This is a genomic window from Corallococcus sp. CA054B (assembly GCF_003611625.1).
Taxonomy (GTDB): Bacteria; Myxococcota; Myxococcia; order Myxococcales; family Myxococcaceae; genus Corallococcus; species Corallococcus coralloides.
Genome location: NZ_RAVY01000089.1, coordinates 1 through 18,784 on the forward strand (window position 1 = coordinate 1; position 18,784 = coordinate 18,784).

Annotated in this window: 19 protein-coding genes and 1 pseudogene; 5 read left to right on the plus strand and 15 right to left on the minus strand. The window is 68.7% G+C overall.

All coding sequences use genetic code 11. From position 1 onward, the window contains the following. The 5 genes and pseudogenes from D7V80_RS21670 to D7V80_RS21690 form a co-directional block, all read left to right on the plus strand. Positions 1 to 187 (plus strand): annotated as a pseudogene (locus D7V80_RS21670) (ferritin); the annotation flags it as partial. 63 nt (positions 188 to 250) lie between these two features. After that, entirely contained in the window at positions 251 to 1,123 is an 873-nt protein-coding gene (gene encA / locus D7V80_RS21675; RefSeq protein WP_014397288.1) for an encapsulin nanocompartment shell protein EncA, read from the plus strand. Between the two features lie 25 nt (positions 1,124 to 1,148). Continuing rightward, positions 1,149 to 2,573 (plus strand): sigma-54 dependent transcriptional regulator, encoded by a 1,425-nt coding sequence (locus D7V80_RS21680; RefSeq protein ID WP_120589958.1) that lies wholly within the window; start codon positions 1,149 to 1,151, stop codon positions 2,571 to 2,573. A gap of 75 nt (positions 2,574 to 2,648) precedes the next feature. After that, positions 2,649 to 3,680 (plus strand): M23 family metallopeptidase, encoded by a 1,032-nt coding sequence (locus D7V80_RS21685; protein WP_120589959.1) that lies wholly within the window; start codon positions 2,649 to 2,651, stop codon positions 3,678 to 3,680. A gap of 78 nt (positions 3,681 to 3,758) precedes the next feature. Continuing rightward, positions 3,759 to 5,057: a hypothetical protein gene (locus D7V80_RS21690; protein ID WP_120589960.1), complete on the plus strand. Its 1,299-nt coding sequence runs from the start codon at positions 3,759 to 3,761 to the stop codon at positions 5,055 to 5,057. Between the two features lie 30 nt (positions 5,058 to 5,087). On the opposite strand, the gene rsmI is transcribed toward D7V80_RS21690, so the two are convergent. The 15 genes from rsmI to sdhA all read right to left on the minus strand — a co-directional run bounded on the left by rsmI (position 5,088) and on the right by sdhA (position 18,607). After that, the gene (gene rsmI, locus D7V80_RS21695) at positions 5,088 to 5,921 is read right to left on the minus strand and encodes a 16S rRNA (cytidine(1402)-2'-O)-methyltransferase (RefSeq protein WP_120589961.1); all 834 of its coding nucleotides are present in this window, start codon (positions 5,919 to 5,921) and stop codon (positions 5,088 to 5,090) included. 13 nt (positions 5,922 to 5,934) lie between these two features. Further along, positions 5,935 to 6,300 carry a YraN family protein gene (locus tag D7V80_RS21700; RefSeq protein ID WP_120589962.1) on the minus strand — a complete coding sequence of 122 codons (366 nt, stop codon included), beginning with the start codon at positions 6,298 to 6,300 and terminating at the stop codon, positions 5,935 to 5,937. A gap of 35 nt (positions 6,301 to 6,335) precedes the next feature. Continuing rightward, complete coding sequence (locus tag D7V80_RS21705) at positions 6,336 to 8,246, minus strand: ATP-binding protein (protein WP_120589963.1); 1,911 nt, start codon at positions 8,244 to 8,246, stop codon at positions 6,336 to 6,338. A 101-nt stretch (positions 8,247 to 8,347) separates the two neighbouring features. Beyond that, the gene (gene rplS / locus D7V80_RS21710; protein ID WP_120589964.1) at positions 8,348 to 8,749 is read right to left on the minus strand and encodes a 50S ribosomal protein L19; all 402 of its coding nucleotides are present in this window, start codon (positions 8,747 to 8,749) and stop codon (positions 8,348 to 8,350) included. Positions 8,750 to 8,868: 119 nt separating this feature from the next. Next, positions 8,869 to 9,606, minus strand: a complete 738-nt coding sequence (gene trmD, locus D7V80_RS21715) for a tRNA (guanosine(37)-N1)-methyltransferase TrmD (RefSeq protein ID WP_120589965.1) — start codon at positions 9,604 to 9,606, stop codon at positions 8,869 to 8,871. After that, entirely contained in the window at positions 9,603 to 10,151 is a 549-nt protein-coding gene (gene rimM / locus D7V80_RS21720) for a ribosome maturation factor RimM (protein ID WP_120589966.1), read from the minus strand. Before rimM ends, trmD begins: the two co-directional genes overlap by 4 nt. Further along, positions 10,148 to 10,432, minus strand: a complete 285-nt coding sequence (locus tag D7V80_RS21725) for a KH domain-containing protein (RefSeq protein WP_120589967.1) — start codon at positions 10,430 to 10,432, stop codon at positions 10,148 to 10,150. The genes rimM and D7V80_RS21725 overlap by 4 nt, the downstream gene beginning before the upstream one ends. Positions 10,433 to 10,455: 23 nt before the next feature. Further along, a complete protein-coding gene (gene rpsP, locus D7V80_RS21730) occupies positions 10,456 to 10,716 on the minus strand; it encodes a 30S ribosomal protein S16 (protein ID WP_014397299.1) in 261 nt (86 codons plus the stop codon). 103 nt (positions 10,717 to 10,819) lie between these two features. Beyond that, positions 10,820 to 11,950, minus strand: coding sequence for a 23S rRNA (adenine(2503)-C(2))-methyltransferase RlmN (rlmN, locus tag D7V80_RS21735; RefSeq protein WP_120589968.1), 1,131 nt, complete (start codon positions 11,948 to 11,950; stop codon positions 10,820 to 10,822). Positions 11,951 to 12,038: 88 nt separating this feature from the next. After that, positions 12,039 to 12,854, minus strand: a complete 816-nt coding sequence (locus D7V80_RS21740) for a siderophore-interacting protein (protein WP_120589969.1) — start codon at positions 12,852 to 12,854, stop codon at positions 12,039 to 12,041. A 151-nt stretch (positions 12,855 to 13,005) separates the two neighbouring features. After that, positions 13,006 to 13,428 carry a nucleoside-diphosphate kinase gene (ndk, locus tag D7V80_RS21745; protein ID WP_014397302.1) on the minus strand — a complete coding sequence of 141 codons (423 nt, stop codon included), beginning with the start codon at positions 13,426 to 13,428 and terminating at the stop codon, positions 13,006 to 13,008. A 42-nt stretch (positions 13,429 to 13,470) separates the two neighbouring features. Then, a complete protein-coding gene (sucD, locus tag D7V80_RS21750) occupies positions 13,471 to 14,367 on the minus strand; it encodes a succinate--CoA ligase subunit alpha (protein ID WP_120589970.1) in 897 nt (298 codons plus the stop codon). A gap of 32 nt (positions 14,368 to 14,399) precedes the next feature. Continuing rightward, the gene (gene sucC / locus D7V80_RS21755) at positions 14,400 to 15,560 is read right to left on the minus strand and encodes an ADP-forming succinate--CoA ligase subunit beta (protein ID WP_120589971.1); all 1,161 of its coding nucleotides are present in this window, start codon (positions 15,558 to 15,560) and stop codon (positions 14,400 to 14,402) included. Between the two features lie 267 nt (positions 15,561 to 15,827). Further along, positions 15,828 to 16,634: a succinate dehydrogenase iron-sulfur subunit gene (gene sdhB, locus D7V80_RS21760; RefSeq protein ID WP_120589972.1), complete on the minus strand. Its 807-nt coding sequence runs from the start codon at positions 16,632 to 16,634 to the stop codon at positions 15,828 to 15,830. 95 nt (positions 16,635 to 16,729) lie between these two features. Next, entirely contained in the window at positions 16,730 to 18,607 is a 1,878-nt protein-coding gene (gene sdhA / locus D7V80_RS21765) for a succinate dehydrogenase flavoprotein subunit (protein ID WP_014397306.1), read from the minus strand. Between the last annotated feature and the right edge of the window lie 177 nt (positions 18,608 to 18,784).

Sequence of the window (18,784 nt, forward strand, 5' to 3'; positions counted from 1 at the left end):
CGTGCACGTGGCGCCCCCCGCCCCGCCCGCGGTGGGCCGCCTGGCGAACGAGCCCCTGACGTCCCTGCCGCCCCAGCGCCTCATCTATGGCGTCCCCGCGCCGCCGCCTTCGGCCAACGGCCATCCGCTCACCATCGGCAGCCTGCGCCGCGGCGGTGGAAGCGGCGGCTCCGGTGGCGGTCGTTAGAACCCTTTCGTTTCCTGACTTCACCTCTCCCCTCCTCTGCCGCCGCTCGTGACGGAGACACCGATGCCTGACTTCCTTGGACATGCCGAGAACCCGCTGCGCGAAGAGGAGTGGGCGCGCCTCAACGAGACGGTGATCCAGGTGGCTCGCCGGTCGCTGGTGGGCCGCCGCATCCTGGACATCTACGGTCCGCTGGGCGCGGGCGTGCAGACGGTGGCCTACGACGAGTTCCAGGGCGTGTCCCCGGGCGCGGTGGACATCGTCGGCGAGCAGGAGACCGCGATGGTCTTCACCGACGTCCGCAAGTTCAAGACCATCCCCATCATCTACAAGGACTTCCTGCTGCACTGGCGGGACATCGAGGCGGCGCGCACGCACAACATGCCGCTGGACGTGTCCGCCGCCGCCGGCGCCGCCGCGCTGTGCGCGCAGCAGGAGGACGAGCTCATCTTCTACGGCGACCAGCGCCTGGGCTACGAGGGCCTGATGACGGCCAACGGCCGCCTCACCGCCACGCTGGGGGACTGGACGGCGCCGGGCGGCGGCTTCCAGACCATCGTGGAGGCCACGCGCAAGCTCAACGAGGCCGGCCACTTCGGCCCCTACGCCGTGGTGCTGTCGCCGCGCCTGTACTCGCAGCTGCACCGCATCTACGAGAAGACGGGCGTGCTGGAGATCCAGACCATCAGCCAGCTCGCGGCAGACGGCGTCTACCAGTCCAACCGCCTGCGCGGTGAGTCCGGCGTGGTGGTGTCCACGGGCCGGGAGAACATGGACCTGGCGGTGGCCATGGACATGGTCGCGGCCTACCTGGGCGCCAGCAAGATGAACCACCCGTTCCGCGTGCTGGAGTCGCTGCTCCTGCGCATCAAGCACCCGGACGCCATCTGCACGCTGGAAGGCGCCGTCCCCGCCGCTCCCCCGGCGCGCCGCTAGTCCTCTTCCTTTCGCGCGGAGGCTTATGGCCAAGGTCCTGGTCATCGACGACGAGACGAACCTGCGCAAGGTGCTGGCCGCCCTGCTGCGCCGCGACGGGTTCGACGTCACCGTGGCGGAGAACGGCGAGCAGGGCCTGGCCGAGTTCCACAAGAACGGCGCGGACATCGTCGTCACCGACCTGGTGATGCCCAAGCTGGGCGGCATGGAAGTGCTCGCCGCCGTGCGCGCCGCCAACCCGGACGTGCCGGTGATCATCATCACCGCGCACGGCACCGTGGACTCCGCGGTGGAGGCCATCAAGGCGGGCGCGTTCGACTACATCACCAAGCCCTTTGATCAGACGGAGCTGTCCTCCGTCGTGGCCAAGGCCGCCAAGACGAACGAGAGCGCCAAGCGCTCCGTGCGCGCGGACCACAAGGCCCGGTCCGCCATCATCGGCGAGTCGCCGCAGATCCAAGACGTCTACAAGATCATCGACAAGGTCGCGGACACGCCCTCCACGGTGCTGATCACCGGCGAGAGCGGCACGGGCAAGGAGCTCATCGCCACCGCGCTGCACGGCGCGTCCAGCCGCCGCGACAAGCCGTTCATCAAGATCAACTGCGCCGCCATCCCCGCCACGCTGCTGGAGAGCGAGCTGTTCGGCTACGAGAAGGGCGCCTTCACCGGCGCCGTCACGTCCAAGCCCGGCCGCTTCGAGCTGGCCGACGAGGGCACCCTCTTCCTGGACGAGATTGGTGAAATCCCCGTCGAGATGCAGGTGAAGCTCCTGCGCGCGCTCCAGGAGGGCGAGTTCGAGCGCGTGGGCGGCATCAAGACGACGCGCGTGAACGTGCGCCTGGTGGCCGCCACCAACCGCGACCTCCAGGCGGAGATTGAAGCGGGCCGCTTCCGCAAGGACCTGTACTACCGGCTGGCCGTGGTGCCCATCGTGCTGCCCGCGCTGCGCGAGCGCCGGGGCGACATCCCGATGCTCGCCGCGCACTTCGTGGACAAGTACAACCGGCGGCTCCACAAGAAGATCGAAGGCATCGCCGACGACGCGCTCGCGCTGCTCCAGGCGTATGCGTGGCCGGGCAACATCCGCGAGTTGGAGAACCTCATCGAGCGCGTGCTGCTCTTCGCGGACGGTCCCCTCATCACCGCGAAGGACCTGCCGGAGCCGGTGCGCGGGGGAGCGGGCGTGCAGGCGGGGGCACAGGTCGCCGCCTCGCTGGGCACGCTGGACGTCCCTGTGGGCGAAGTGGGCCTCAAGGACATCGTGCGCATGAAGGCCGCGGAGCTGGAGCGGGACCTCATCGTCAAGAAGCTCGAGGAGACGGGCGGCAACGTCACGCGCGCCGCGCGCCTCCTGCAGATCAGCCGCAAGTCGCTCCAGACGAAGATGAAGGAGTTCGGCCTGCGCGACACCACCCCGGACGGTCAGGAAGACGGCCCGGACGAGTAGCCTGGGGCGCCGAAATATCGCCTTTCTGCCGGCGGTTTCGGCCCCCGCGTACCTTCTTACCCTCAGGGAGCCTGAATGCGGCCGAATCTTCCCACCCTCGGTGGACCACCGAAGCGCAATCCCTTCGGACCGGTGGTTGCCGTCTCCGTCATCCTCGGCGCGGCCGCGGGTGGCGTGTGGTGGTGGAAACAGCGCATGGCGGATGTCCCCATGGACGTCGCCTCGCAGACCGCGTCCGCGCAGGATGCCGGCACCGTGGCCCAGGCCCCCGTGGCCCCGCCCGCGCCCACCGACCCCGTGAAGGCCGCGGGCCTGGAGCGCGTGTCCATCCGCATCGAGGGCCCGCTGGAGACGGCGCTCGTCCAGGCCTCGGACGCCACCGTGGGCCCCGCCCTGGCGCAGGTGGTGACGCGCACGCTGGTGTGGTGGGTGCGCGTCCCCGGCGAAATCCTCCGGGGGGACACCCTGGACGTGCTCTTCCAGCGCCGCCCCAACGAGGAGCCGCTGGTGTACGCGGTGCGCTTCGTGAGCGGCAAGACGGGCCAGACGCACCGCGCCTACCGCTTCACGCCCGCGGGTGAGGCGAACGCCCGCTACTACCTGCCCGGCGGCGACGAGCTGGAGCTGCGGATGGAGAAGTCGCCCATCGACAGCTACGAGCAGATCACCTCGCTCCTGCGCGACGGTCGCGGCCACAAGGGCGTGGACTTCCGCGCGCCGGTGGGCACGCCGGTCCGGGCCCCCTTCGCGGGCGTCATCAAGCGCAAGAACTGGAACTTCGGCAGCAACGGCAACTGCATCGAGCTGGTGGAATCCGGGGGCAAGGGCCGCCGCGCCCTCTTCCTGCACCTGGCGGAGCTGCCCCGGACCGTCCAGCCCGGGATGCGCGTGTCCGCGGGCCAGGTGCTGGCCCAGAGCGGCAACACGGGCCGCTCCTTCGCCCCCCACCTGCACTACCAGCTCATGCTGGGCGAAAACCGGGTCCTGGACCCCTTCGACCAGCACAAGACCTTCCGCGCGTCCCTGGCGGCGGCCCAGAAGGGCGCCTTCGACACCGAGGTCCAGCGGCTGGATGGATTGCTGGGAACCTCCGTCGCGGGGAAGTAAAGCCCCACCCATTTCTTGACACTCCTCCGACGGCACGGCTAGCTGGCAGCCCTGGGCCGTGGTCGTCGGAGGTAGTGGATGCACAGGTTTCGCGCCGTCATCGCCGCGCTGACGCTGGGCGTGCCTTTCGCCGCCAGCGCGGCGGAGATCACCCGGATTGCTTCCTCGTTCGAGGATGATGATCCGTTCGACCTCTTCCTCGACGTGGGCTTCGAGCGCACGCAGACGCGCGCGAAGATCGTCCGCGAGCAGCTTCGCGGCGGTGACGCCACCGACGTCTCGGAGGTCAACGAGCTCTGGTACAAGGGCACGGACGCGCGGCTGAATCTGGCCGTGGCCTTCGGCCTGTGGAAGGACCTGGAGTTCAGCTTCAAGCTGCCCATCGTCTTCCAGCAGAACGAGACCTGGAACTTCGTGTCCGGCACGAACCAGGGCAACTCCACCATCACCAACAGCTGCTACAACGCGGACGGCTCGCCCTACTCCGCCGAGGGCTGCGTGGGCCGGCTGTTCCAGGTGCCCCAGGCAAGCTACCGCGGCGGCCTGGGCAACGTGCACTTCGGCCTGGCGTACGCCTTCTTCAACCAGGAGAAGGACGACACCAAGCCCACGTGGATCGTCGGCATCGACTACGAAGCGCCCACCGCCAAGCAGCGCGACCCGAGCCTGGACAACACCGACCCGGAAGACCCGCTGAAGGATGGGCGCGGCAACGTGGGCGACCGCGTCCACAAGTACCAGCTCTACACGACCTTCTCCCGGAAGATGGGCGTGGCGGAGCCGTACTTCAAGGCGTCCCACACCATCCCGGTGCGCGGCCCCGGCGCCTACTCCAACTGCGATCAGTCCGGCCTCCCCTACCCGGGGAACCTGGGCGCGCCGTACAACTGCTACAAGGAGCCGTGGACCCGCCACGAGACGGGCATCAAGGCCCCCTCGCAGACGGCGCTCACCTTCGGCATGGAGCTGGTGCCCTTCGAGAACGCGGCCAGGTCCCAGAAGTTCGCCCTGGACCTGCGCCTCTTGGGCAACTACGTGGGCCGCGGCCGGTACTACAACGAGATGAGCTCCGCGCTGCGCAAGCTGCTCACCTCCGACGACTACTTCCAGGTGGGTGGCCAGCTGGGCGTCACCGCCCGCGCCGCCCAGGCCTTCACCATCCGCGCCTCCGGCAACTTCCTCTACAACACGGACCACCTGCTCACGTCCGAGGCCATTGGCCAGGACCTGAACGGCGACGGCCAGGTGGACACGGCAGTGGGCTCGCCGGAGCTGAACCCCACGTTCGACTGGCGCTACGACCTGGTGTCCCGCCGCTTCCGGGCCATCCAGAGCACCACGTTCCGCTTCGACCTGGGCGCGACCTTCAGCTTCTGAAGTCCCGCCAGAAGCAGCGGCGGGCCTCCCCTACCGCTGCTTCAGCCCCAGGCCCAGCCGGTACACCTCCTGGCCGGGCCACCCCGCGCGGCGGGCCAGCTCCGTGCTCAGCGGCTTGAGCTTCTCGCCGCGAGCCAGGCCCGACTCCAGCGCCCGGCGCAGCTCGTCCTCGCTCCAGCGCTGCTCGCCGGTGCGGCCCTCCACCAGCACCACCACCTCGCCCCGGGTCTCCTCGCCCGCGTAGCGCGCCACGAGCGCGGACAGCGGCCCCCGGACGAACTCCTCGTGCAGCTTGGTCAGCTCGCGCGCCACGCACGCGCGGCGGTCGCCCCAGGCCTCCTGAAGGTCCACCAGCGTCTCCGCCAGGCGGCGCGGGGACTCGTAGAGGACGCAGGTGGCGGACAGGGGGGCCACCTCGTCCAGCATGGCCCTGCGCTCCGGCCCCTTTCGCGGCAGGAACCCCAGGAAGTGGAAGCGCCCGGTGGGCAGGCCGGATGCGCTCAGGGCGGCCACCAGCGCCGTGGGCCCGGGCACCGGCTCCACCTTCAGGCCGCGCTCCAGCGCCTCCGCCACCAGCTTCTCCCCCGGGTCGCTGATGCCGGGGCTGCCCGCGTCGGTGACGAGCGCGCAGGACTCCCCTGCTTCGATGCGGTCCAGGATGCGCCCGGCGCGCTGCCCCTCCGCGAAGGCGGGCAGGCTCACCAGGTCCTTCCCGGTGATGCCGAAGTGGTCCAACAGGATGCGCGAGTGCCGGGTGTCCTCGCACGCGAGGAAGCCCACGGTGCGCAGCGTCTCCAGGGCCCGGGCGGTGACATCCCCCAGGTTCCCGATGGGCGTGGCCACGAGGTAGAGCGTTCCAGCCAAGGGACGGATTCCTTTACATGCCAGCGTCGAAGGCGGCGGGCAGGTGCTCCACCCGGGCGTGCTCGCCCTGGCCCACGACGGAGATGACGTCGAAGCGCACCATGCGCCCGTCGATGCCATTCTGAAAGAGATAGTGCAGCGCGGCCTTCACCACCCGGCGCTGCTTGGCGAAGGACACGGTGTGCGACGGGTCTCCCCACGCCGCCGTGGAGCGCATGCGCACCTCCACGAAGCACATGAGTTCCCCCTGCTCCGCCACGATGTCCAGCTCGCCGTAGCGGCACGTCCAGTTGCGCGCCACCACCCGGAAGCCCTGCGACTCCAGCAGGCGCACGCCCTCCGCCTCCGCCACGTTCCCCACGTCCCGCCGCGTCCCCATTCCGTCCCCGCCGCCCCTCGTACTTCCTGCGGCGGCTAGACGTTAACGGTGCCGTCCGACATCTGGCCGAAGCCGGGGTGGGCGGTGACGTGCAGCACCTGCGTGAGCGTGCCCAGGTGCTTGAGCATGCGGGCGACGAGGGGCAGCTTCGCCTCGTCCACGCCCGTCAGCACGTCATCCAGGAGGAAGGGGCGCTTCACCCGGGCGCACGTCTTCTCCACCACCGTCAGGCGCAGCGCCAGGTAGTAGAGGTCGATGTCCTTCGGGGACAGCTCGCCCACCGGGATGCGGCTGTTCGGCGCGAGCAGGAAGGCGTTGCCCTCGCGGTCCCACTCCACGCCCTGGTAGCGCTTGTCCGTGAGCGCGGTGAGGTACTGCACGCAGCGGTCCTTCAGGAGCGCCTGTACCGACAGCATGTCGAGCGTGAGCACGTCCGCGGCCTGCGACAGCACCAGGGGCGACGGGTCCTCCAGCGGATCCACCGGGGCCGGCGTCTGGCCGGGGGCCGCGGCCACCGGCACCGGGGGCGCCTTCGCCAGCGCGATGGACTCCTTCAGCCGGGACAGCTCCCGCTCCACCTCGCGCAGGTCGCGCACGTAGGTGCCCTTGGCGGACAGCTCCGCGTTGAGTTCCTCCTGCTGCGCGCGCAGATCCTGCCCGTCGCGCAGGGCGCCCTGGTACTCGGCGGAGGCCTCGAACTCCTCCAGCTGCGTCTGCAGCTCCCCCAGCCGGATGCCGAGCAGATCCTTCTGCTCCAGCGCCCCGGGGATCTCCGTGTAGTGCTCCAGGTTCAGGGCCTTGACGGCCATGCGCACGGGCGCGTCCTCGAGCTCGAACTCGTCGAGGATCTTCTTCTGCCGCGCGTCCTTGCGGGTGTCCTTGGAGCCCTTGCGCGTGGCATGCTGCAGGTCGTCCACGTAGCGCAGCGCCATCAGCCCGGCCGTGCCGAAGGCGGGGATGTTGAGGAGCGCCAGGTAGCGCCACATGGGCTGCGCCGCGGCGATGCCCAGGCCCACGCTCAGGCCCATGAAGAGCACGCCCGCGCCCAGGCCGCCCCAGAAGATGCGGTTCTTCGTGAGCGGCGGCACCTTCAGCGACGCGTCCTCCAGCTCCGGATCCCGGTCCGTCTCCAGCCGCGCCAGCGCCTCATCCCGCCGGGCCACCGCCTTCGGGTAGCGCTTCACGCGCGTGAGGATGTCCAGCGGCAGGCCCAGCGACTCCGGAGAAGGTGCCGCGCGCCAGGCGGCCTCCGCCTGCGAGATGGCCTCCTTGAGCCCCTCACCGCCCTTGAGCTTCGAGTCCGCCTCGAAGATGAGCGACGCCAGCTCGTCCACCTTGAACTGGAGCTGATCCACCGCCTTCGCGGTGACGAGCTCCTTCTCCAGCACCTTCACCTTCGCTTCCGCGGCCGGGACGTCCTCCGCCGGCAGCACCTGGGTGGCGGCCGCCAGTGACGGCGTGGTCCCGGAGGCCTTCGCGCCCGCGGCCGCCGCGGCCTTGGCCAGGCTCTTGCGGGGCCGGCGCGACGGCAGCATCACCAGCTGCAGGCAGTACACCTGTTCGAAGGTGGTGCGCGGAGGCAGGCCCGCCTGGCCACGCAGGTACTGGTTGATCTCCGAGACGTCCGTGGAGACCAGCTCCGGCTGGCTGGTGGCGGGGTTGAGCCGGTGCAGCGATCCGGAACCGCCCAGCTCGCGCAAGATCCGGTACGTCATCCCGTCCTGCCCCACGAACGTCAGCGCGGCCTTGCCGGAGCGCCCCGCCGAGCCCACCAGGCTCGAGTCTCCACCCCGGCCATCCGCGAACAGCAGGGACAGCGCCAGGTTCCCGAGCGGCAACATGTCCGCCGTGGGCGGCTTGAGGATGAGGTACCCGGTCTTCAGCGGGAAGCGTCCGGTGGGAGAGAACCCACGGACGTTCTGGATGGCGACCTCGACGAAGTGCATGGCGCGCGCAGTCTAGCCCGAACGAAAAAAGGAGCGTCCAATGAAGGACGCTCCTTCTCGCACGCGGCCGCGAAGGCCGCGAGAGGGTTTCTGCGGACCTACTAGCCCTGAGCGGCGGCGGCGGCCTTGGCGGCCTTGGCGGCGGCCCTCTCAGGATCCACCTGCACGTCCACGCGCGAGGCCTTGCCCTTCAGCTCGCGGAGGTAGAACAGGCGCTTGCGGTTCACGTCGCCGCGGGTGAGGACCTCGATCTTCTCGTAGCGGGGGCTGTGGATGGGGAAGATGCGCTCCACGCCGACGCCGAAGGACATCTTGCGCACCGTGAAGGTCGCGCGGTTCGTGCCCTTGGTCTTGCGGATGACCACGCCCTCGAAGGCCTGCACGCGCTCCTTCTCGCCTTCCTTGACCTTCCAGTGGACGCGAACGGAATCACCCGTGCGGAACGCGGTGATGTCCTTGCGCAGGAACTTGTTTTCGACGTGCTCGATGAGGCTGCGGCGCATGACGGACTCCAGAAAGCGGAACTTGACGCGTAGGACGCGTGGAAAAGAGCGGGCCGTCCTAGCAGAGAGCGCCGGGACGAACAAGCCTGCAACAAAAGGTTCCGCGAGAACACGCAGGGTTACAACGCTTCTTCTTCCCTGGCGAGCAGTTTCTGATCCGCTTTGCTGAACACCAGCCGCGCGAACAGGTCCGGCCGCCGCTCCTGCGTGAGCTTGATGGCCTTCCACCGGCGCCAGCGGGCGATGCGGGCGTGATCGCCAGACTGGAGGGCAGCAGGCACCTCGGCCCCTCGGAAGACGGGCGGCCGGGTGTAGTGCGGGTGCTCCAGGAGGTTCTCCTCGAAGCTCTCCGACACGGAGGACGCCTCGTTGCCCAGGACGCCCGGCACCAGCCGCGCCACCGCGTCCACCACCGCCATGGCAGCGACCTCCCCGCCCGTGAGGACGAAGTCGCCCAGGGACAGTTCCCCATCCAGGAAGGGCATCACGCGCTCGTCCACGCCTTCATACCGGCCGCAGACGAGGATCAGCCCGGCCTCATGCCGCGCCAGTTCGCGCGCCGTGGCCTGCGTGAACGTGGGCCCCCGGGGGCTCATCAGGAGCGCCTTCGCCCCGGGCTGACGGGCCCGAGCGGCCTCGATGGCGGCCACCAGCGGCTCGGGCTTCATCACCATGCCGGCGCCGCCGCCGTAGGGCGCGTCGTCGGTGACGCGGTGCTTGCCCTCGGCGTAGTCGCGCACGTCGGTGAGCGTGACGGAGAGCAGCCCCTTCTCCTGGGCCTTCCCGAGGATGCTCGCGCCCAGGTAGCCGGACACCATCCCGGGGAACAGCGTGAGCAGCTCCACGCGGTAGCTCACCCTCCGTCTCCCGACTCCTCCGGCCCGTCCGCCTCCAGGTACTCCGGAGGCCGGATCACGATGCGCCCGGCGGGCACGTCCACCGTCGGCACGAACTCATCCGCGAAGGGCACCACCAGCTCCGGCCGGCCCTTCGCGCGGATCACCAGGTTGGGCACCTCACCGGTGGCCCAGACCTCCTCCACCGTGCCCAGGGAGGCGCCCTGCTCGTCCACGGCGTTCAACCCCACGAGGTCGCCCTGGAAGAACTCGCCCTCCTCGGGCGGCTCCAGGTCCTCGCGGTAGACGAACACCTTCGCGCCAACCAGTGCCTCGGCGGCCGCGCGGGACTCCACGCCCTCGAAGCACACGAGGTCTTCCTTGTTCGCGGGGCGGAAGGTCTCCATGGCGAACTCGCGCTCTTCACCCGAGCGCAAGCGCAGCCGGACGCGCTCGACGGTGCCGAGCGTCTCCGAGGCGGGGTCGAAACTCCTGACCGCCACCTCGCCGCGCAGCCCGTGTGCACGGGCCACGTAGCCCAACTCCAGACAGGCCTGCGCGCTCACCGCGCGGCGTCCGGAGCAGGCTGCGCCGGGGGAGAACCCGGAGCGCGGCGATCGTCGAGTATCTCCAGGCGGACCTTCTGGCCCTGCTTCTGGGCGGCGGCGTTGATCAGCGTCCGGAGGGCGTTCACGGTGCGCCCATCACGACCGATGACCTTGCCGACGTCCTCGGGGGCGACCTTCAGCTCATAGAGCTGGCCGCCATCCGCCTCGGAGATGCGCAAAGTGACCTGGTCGGGTTGATCAACCAGGGCCTTCGCCAGATACGTGAGCAGCGGCTCCACGTCTTGTCCAGACGGGGGCGTGCTCAGGCGGTGGTCGCCGGGGCCTGCTTCTTCGCCGTCTTGATCAGGTCCGCGACCGTCTCGGAGGGCAGCGCGCCGCTCTTCAGCCAGTAGTTCAGCCGCTCCTCGTTGAACTGCACCTTCGCGGGGCTGTGGTTGGGGTCGTAGGAACCGACCTGCTCCAGGAACTTGCCGTCACGCGGGCTGCGCGAGTCGGTGGCAACCACGTGGTAGTACGGCATCTTCTTGGCGCCCGCGCGGGCAAGACGGAGGACAACGGCCATGGATCGCTCCAGCGAAATCGTGTGACTTCTACGGTAACAGTGCGGAGGGGGGCGCTCTTAGCGCCCTGCCGACTGGATTGTCAAGGAAGCTCGGGTGCTTATGTCACACCGGGGCTTCAGCGGCCGTCTCGTCGCGATTGGCGAGCTGACCACAGGCTCCGGCGATGTCCCGGCCCCGGTTCTTCCGGATGTATGCCGCGACGTGGGCCTCGGCAAGGATGGCCCGGAACTCCTCGGCCCGCTGCTCGCCGGTCGTCTGGAATCCCAGGCCAGGGTTCTCGTTGTAGGGAATCAGGTTCACCTTCGCGGGAATGTCGCGCAACAGCTCCTTCAGCCGGTGCGCGTCCTCGTCAGTGTCGTTGAACCCTTTGAGCAGCACGTACTCGAAGGTGATGCGGCGGCCCTGACGCAGGGGGAACTTGCGGCAGGCATCCAGGAGCGCCTGGATGTTCCACTTGCGGTTCACCGGCATCGTCTTGCTGCGCTGCTCGTCCGTGCTGGCGTTGAGCGAGATGGCCAGCTTGACGTCCGTCTCCTGGCCGAAGCGCTCGATCATGGGCACCAGGCCCACGGTGGAGACGGTGATGTGCCGGTGGCTGAAGTTGGGCCCCTCCTCCGACTGGAGGATGGCGAGCGCCGTCTTGAGGTTCTCGAAGTTGTGGAGCGGCTCGCCCATGCCCATGAACACCAGGTTCGTGAGCGGACGGAGCGTCTCCAGGTTTTCGTTGCGGCGCACCTCGCGGTTCACCGCGTGCACCTGGGCGACGATTTCCCCGGCCGTGAGGTTGCGCTTGAGGCCCAGCGTTCCCGTCATGCAGAACGAGCAGGCCATGGCGCAGCCCACCTGGGTGGACACGCAGAGCGTCTTGCGGTCCTCCGCCGGCATGTAGACGGACTCGATGAAGCGCCCGTCGCGCGTCTTGAAGCGGTACTTGATGGTGCCGTCGACGCTGCGCTGCTCCAGGTCCTTCACCAGCGGGACGATCTCCGCCTTGACCTTGAGCTTCTCGCGCAGGGCCTTGGACAGGTCCGTCATCTCGTCGAAGGAGGTGGCGCCGCGCTGGTGCAGCCAGCGGTAGAGCTGCGCCGCGCGGAACGGGCGCTCGCCCAGCTGCTCGCTCAGGAACAGCGCGAGCTTCTCGCGCGACAGGCTGGCCACGTCGACCAGCTTCGCGGGGGCCGGCACCGGCAGGGGCTCGGTGACAGGGAGGGCTGTGGCGGTAGGCTCGGACATCGTTCAGTCGGGGCTAACGGAGGGCAATGGGGCGTGCTTCCCACAAGAAGGCACGGCAAGTCAAAGGAGTGCCCGCCCCCTTCCCTGCCTACCCCTTCGAGTCGTGGTGCTCGGCGACGCCGCGCTTCCAGTAGCCCGTCACCCGCATCCAGCTCTTGTTCAGACCGCGCTCGTTCACCAGGTGTTCCCGGATGGGCTTGAGGGACGTGGCTTCTCCGGCCACGAACACGAACCCGTCCCCCGAGGGCTGCGTCCAGGCGCGCAGCGCGTCCTCCAGGTGCTTCGTCGTGCCGGCCTCCGCGGTGCCCCGGTGCAGCCAGGTGACCTTCACGTCCGCCTTGCTGACGATGGGCTGCTCCTCCGCCGCGTCCGCGACCTCGATGAAGGCGAACGCGCACTTGCCCGCCGGCAGCTCTTCCAGGCGCCGTGCGATGGCGGGCAGTGCGCTCTGGTCCCCCGCCAGCAGGTACCAGTCGAAATCGTCCGCCACGTCGTGCGTGCTGCGCGGACCGCCAATGCCCATGAAGTCGCCGGGCTTCGCCTGCTGCGCCCACAGCGACGCGGGGCCTTCCCCGTGCAGCACGAAGTCGATGTCCAGCTCGTTCGCCTTCGGGTCGAAGCGGCGCGGCGTGTAGTCGCGCGACGCCGGCTTCTCCAGCCCCTCCGGCATGGACAGACCGTGGGGCCCCACCACCGGCATGTCGGGCTTCTTCACGCCGGGCTTCGCGAAGAAGCACTTCACGTGGTCATCCGCGCCGGGGGACGAGAAGCCCTCCAGCTCCGGGCCGCCCAGCGTCACGCGCACCATGTGCGGCGACAGCCGCGTCACGCGAAGGACCTCCAGCAACCGCAACTTCACCGGGAATGGCCCACGACGGGCCACGCGCTCCGAATCGCCGCTCATGCGTACTTCCTTGCCGATTGTGATTTTCATTATCGGTAGCAAGGAGCGTCCGGCAGGGCAACCAGATACGGAACTCCGGAAAAGACGACGGCCCGGGTCCGCGCCGCGTGGGGCGTGGACACCGGGCCGCTGTCACCAGGCTGGAAGCTGCTCAGCCCTGGATCTCGGTCTCGCGGAAGAAGTACGCGACCTCGTTCTTCGCGTTCTCCAGGCTGTCCGAGCCATGGACCGTGTTCGCGTCGATGCTCTGGGCGAAGTCCGCGCGGATGGTGCCCTTGTCGGCCTTCTTCGGGTCCGTGGCGCCCATCAGCTCGCGGTTCTTCAGGACGGCGTTCTCACCCTCCAGGGCCATCAGGACCACCGGGCCGGAGATCATGAAGGACACCAGGTCCTTGAAGAACGGCCGGGCCTTGTGGACGGCGTAGAAGCCCTCGGCCTCCGCCTGGGACAGCTGCTGCCGGCGGATGGCGACGGGCTTCAGGCCCGCCTTCTCGAACCGGGCGATGATCTCGCCGACGTGGTTGTTCTTCACTCCGTCGGGCTTGATGATGGACAGCGTGCGCTCGATGGCCATGGTGTTTGGCTCCTCGTGTGTGTGTCGTGTGAAAGGTTCGGCTTAGCGCTTCGGGGGGCCGCGCTTGACGGCCGCCTGCAGCGTGGTGCCCAGCTCGGCGGGGCTCGCGGCCATCAGGATGCCCGCGCCCTCCATCGCCTTGATCTTCTCCGAGGCCGTGCCCTTGCCGCCGGAGATGATGGCGCCCGCGTGGCCCATGCGCTTGCCCGGGGGCGCGGACTGACCGGCGATGAAGCCGGCGATGGGCTTGGTGAACTCGCGCTTGACGTACTCGGCGCCCTCTTCCTCCGCGCTGCCGCCGATCTCACCGATCATGATGACGGCGTCCGTCTCAGGGTCGGCCTGGAAGAGCTTCAGCACGTCCACGAAGTTGGTGCCGTTGACGGGGTCGCCGCCGATGCCCACCGCGGTGGACTGGCCCAGGCCCAGCTGCGTCAGCTGGTGCACGGCCTCGTAGGTCAGCGTGCCGGAGCGGGACACCACGCCGATGCGGCCCGGCTTGTGGATGTGGCCCGGCATGATGCCGATCTTGCACTGGGCGCCGGGGGTGATGACGCCCGGGCAGTTCGGGCCGATGAGGCGCACGCCCGGCTTGCCCTGCAGGTAGCGCTTGGCGCGCACCATGTCGTTGACCGGGATGCCCTCGGTGATGGTGATGATGAGGGAGATGCCGGCGTCCGCGGCCTCCATGATGGAGTCAGCGGCGAAGGGCGGCGGCACGAAGATGACGGACGTGTTCGCGCCCGCCTGCTTCACCGCGTCGGCCACCGTGTTGAACACGGGAACCTTGCCCTCGAAGGAGGTGCCGCCCTTGCCCGGCGTGACACCGCCCACAATCTTCGTCCCGTACTCCAGCATCTGCTTGGCGTGGAACGAGCCCGCCGAACCGGTGATGCCCTGGACGAGGACCTTCGTGTTCTCGTTGACGAGGATGCTCATGGCGATCTTTCAGGTAAGAGGGGGCGAAGGCCCTACTTGATGGCCGCCACGGCCTTCTCGGCCGCCTGGCGCAGGTTGTCCGCGGGGGTGATGGCGAGGCCCGAATTGCGGAGCAGCTCCTTGCCCTGCTCCACGTTGGTGCCTTCCAGGCGCACGACGAGCGGGATCTTCAGCTGCACTTCCTTCGCCGCCGCGATGATGCCTTCCGCGATGACGTCACACTTCATGATGCCGCCGAAGATGTTGACGAGCACCGCCTTGACCTGCGGATCCGCGAGGATGAGCTTGAAGGCCGCCGTCACCTTCTCCTTGCTCGCGCCGCCGCCCACGTCCAGGAAGTTGGCCGGAGCGCCGCCCACCAGCTTGATGGTGTCCATGGTGGCCATGGCCAGGCCCGCGCCGTTCACCATGCAGCCGATGTTGCCGTCCAGCGCGATGTAGGCCAGGTCGTACTCCTTGGCCTGCGTCTCGCGGGGCTCCTCCTCCGCCAGGTCGCGGTACTCCAGCAAATCCTTGTGCCGGTAGAGCGCGTTCTCGTCGAAGGTCACCTTCGCGTCGAGCGCGACCACGCCGCCGCTCTTGCGGATGACCAGCGGGTTGATCTCCACGAGGGACGCGTCCGTCTCCACGTACATCCGGTAGAGCGCGGAGCAGAACTGGACGAACTTGTTCACCGTGGGGCCCGTCAGGCCCAGCCCGAAGGCCAGCTCGCGGCCCTGGAAGTCCGCGAAGCCCACCGCGGGGTCCACGACGGCGCGGAGGATCTTCTCCGGGTGCTTCTCCGCCACTTCTTCAATCTCCACGCCGCCCTCGGTGGACGCCATGAAGGTGATGCGGCTGGTGGCGCGGTCGAGCGTCACGCCCAGGTACAGCTCCTGGCCGATGTCGAGACCTTCCTCGATGTAGACCTTGTGGACCTTCTGCCCTTCCGGGCCGGTCTGGATGGTCTTGAGCATCATGCCCAGCATCTGCCGGGCCAGCTCCTTGGCCTCCGCGGGGCTCTTGGCCAGCTTCACGCCGCCGCCCTTGCCGCGGCCGCCCGCGTGGATCTGCGACTTCACGACGACGACGGGCGTGGCGAGTTCCTTCGCCGCGGCCTCCGCCTCGTCGGGAGAGAGCGCGAGGATGCCGCGCGGCGTGGGCACGCCATACTTCCGGAAGAGTTCCTTGCCCTGGTACTCGTGGATCTTCATCGAATCTCCGGGTGGGACGAGGGGAGACGAGGACCACCCCTACACGGGGCGTCAACGCGGGCCCTCATTGCGCAGAAAACGACGGATGGCAAGGCCGTTTGGCCTCCAGCGTCGCGACGGGACACAGGCTTCGCCTCCAGGAATAACACCCGATGTCCGGGCGGATGAGGCGGCCTTCACCCAAACGGCCACGGCCCCGCCCGGCGCCCCAGCGACAGGGGACGCAGGCACGGGGCCGCGAGGAAGCCAGGACGGCGTCCGGGAGGGTTACCCCGGACCGGCGGAGGCCTTCTGCTCCTCTTCCTTGAAGAAGATGTCCTTGATGATCAGCTTGCTCACCTCGCGGTTCATCACCGCGATGGAGGTCGTGAGAGGGATCTCCTTCGGGCAGACCTTCACGCAGTTCTGCGCCTTGCCGCAGTCCTGGATGCCGCCGGGGCCCATGAGGGCGCGCGTGCGCTCCTCCGCGTTCAGCTTGCCCGTGGGGTGCATGTTGAACAGGCGGGCCTGGCTGATGGGGGCGGCGCCGATGAAGTCGTTGTCCACTGTCACCTGGGGGCACGCCTCCAGGCAGCTGCCGCAGGTGATGCACGTGGACAGCACGTACATCACGGAGTGGTCCTTCTGCGACTGGCGCGGGCCGGGGCCCAGGTTGTACGTGCCGTCGACGGGGATCCACCCCTTCACGCGCTTGAGCGACTCGAACATGCGGTCGCGGTCCACGGTGAGGTCGCGCACCACCGGGAACTTCTTCATCGGCTCCAGGGTGATGGGCTGCTCGAGCTTGTCCACCAGGGCGGAGCACGCCATGCGCACCCGGCCGTTGATGTTCATGGCGCAGCTGCCGCAGACCTCTTCGAGGCACGCGGAGTCCCACACCACGGGGGCCACCTTCTTGCCCTCCACGGTGACGGGGTTGCGCTGGATCTCCATCAGGCAGGAGATGACGTTGGCGCCCTTCGCATAGGGAACCTTGAACTCTTCGAAGTGCCCGGGCTTGTTCGGATCATCCTGCCGCCAGATGCGGAAGGAGATGGTCTTCGAGCTGACGGCGCTGGCCTGTGCGGTGTCCATGGTGCGGCTGCCCTTCCCTTCACTGCCAAATCAGGTGGCGGTGCCCGCGTGCGCCGGACGACGACGCGCGCGGGCCCGGAAAGAAAACGAACGCCTTACGCGTACCAGCGGGGCTCGGGGTCCAGCACCGGCGTGGGCAGGTCCTGGTAGGAGATCTGCGGGCCCTGGGGGGCGTAGGTGGCGATGGTCGTCTTCGCCCACTTCTCGTGGCGCTGGCGCCACAGGGCCATCCACTCCGGATCCTGGGTCGGGTCCTTCACCTTGGGCTCCGGCAGGGAGAAGTCCGGCTTGTAGTGGGCGCCGCGGCTCTCGTCGCGCAGGAGCGCGCTGGTGGCGATGACTTCGCCCAGCTCCAGCATGTTCCACACCTGGTTGGTGTACGACAGCGCGCGGTTGGCGACGACGCCCGTGTCCAGCACGTTGACGTTGTTCCAGCGCTGCTTGAGCTCACGGACGCGCTCGATGGTCTTCTTCAGGCGGTCGTTGTAGCGGACGACGGTGCAGTTCTCCGTCATCACCTCGCCCAGCTCCTTGGCGATCTGGTACGGGTTCTCCTGCCCGTTCATCGCCTTGATGGTGGCGAAGCGGTCCTGCCAGTACTTCTTCGCGTCCGCGAAGTACTTCTCCGGCATCGCCGCGGCGCTGGTCGTCTGGCTCTTGGCGAACGACACCATCGCCGGGCCGCCGATCATTCCGGAGTAGATGCAGGACAAGAGCGAGTTGGCGCCCAGGCGGTTCGCGCCGTGGAAGGCGTAGTCCGCCTCGCCGGCCGCGTACAGGCCGGGGATGCGCGTGCTCTGGTTCACCGGGCTGCCGTCCAGCGGCGTCTGGGTGCGCGAGTCCGCCTCGAAGGAGACGTGCAGGCCGCCCATCGAGTAGTGCATGCCCGGGAAGATGACCATGGGCGTGTGGCGCGGATCATCTCCGACGAACTTCTCGTAGATCTCCATCACGCCCTTGATCTTCGCGTCGAGCGTCTTGGCCGGGATGTGCGTCACGTCCAGGTACACGCCGTCGCGCCCGCCCAGGCCCATGCCCAGGTCGCGGCAGACCATGAAGATCTCGCGCGTCGCCACGTCGCGCGGCACCAGGTTCTTGTACTTGGGGTACTTCTCTTCCAGGAAGTACCAGCGCTCGCTCTCCGGGATCTCCCGGGGGTTGCGCGTGTCACCCTTCTTCTTGGGCACCCAGACGCGGCCGCCCTCGCCGCGCACGGACTCGCTCATCAGGCGCAGCTTGTCCTCGCCCGGGATGGAGGTGGGGTGCACCTGGATGAACTCACCGTTGGCGTACAGCGCGCCTTCCATGTACGCGCGGCCCGCGGCGGTGCCGGTGTTGATGATGGAGTTGGTGGAGCGCCCGAAGACGATGCCCGGGCCACCCGTGGCCAGGCAGACCGCCTCCGCCGGGAAGGTGCGGATCTCCATGGTGCGCAGGTCCATGGCCACGCTGCCGATGCAGCGGCCGGACTCGTCCTTCACCGTGCCCAGCCACTCCCAGTACTCGTACTTGGTGACCTTGCCCTCCGCCTCGTAGCGGCGGACCTGCTCGTCCAGCGCGTAGAGCAGCTGCTGGCCGGTGGTGGCGCCCGCGAACGCGGTGCGGTTGTGCAGGGTGCCTCCGAAGCGGCGGAAGTCCAGCAGGCCTTCCGGCGTGCGGTTGAACGTCACGCCCATGCGGTCCAGCAGGTAGATGATGCCGGGCGCCGCGTAGCACATGCCCTTCACGGACACCTGCTCCGCGAGGAAGTCGCCGCCGCGCAGCGTGTCCTTCACGTGGATGTCCGGGTGATCGCCCTCACCCTTCGTGTTCACCGCGCCGTTGATACCGCCCTGGGCGCAGACGGAGTGGGAACGCTTGACGGGGACGAGCGAGAGCACGTCCACCTGGTGACCCGCCTCCGCCAGCTTGATCGTCGTCATCAGCCCGGCGAGACCGCCGCCCACCACCGTGAATCGCGCTGCTGCCGCCATCATCGTCTCCTTGAGCACCGGCTGCCGGGGGGGTGCCTTCACGGGGGGCCGCTGAAGTCCTGCTTCGCGACGCTGCCCCGCACCCGTGCCAGGTACGAGTCCAACACGCTAGTTAACTTGGAAAAATACCGCCGCAAGGACGGTGGGCCGGGCGATTAGCCCGGATCATTCACGGCA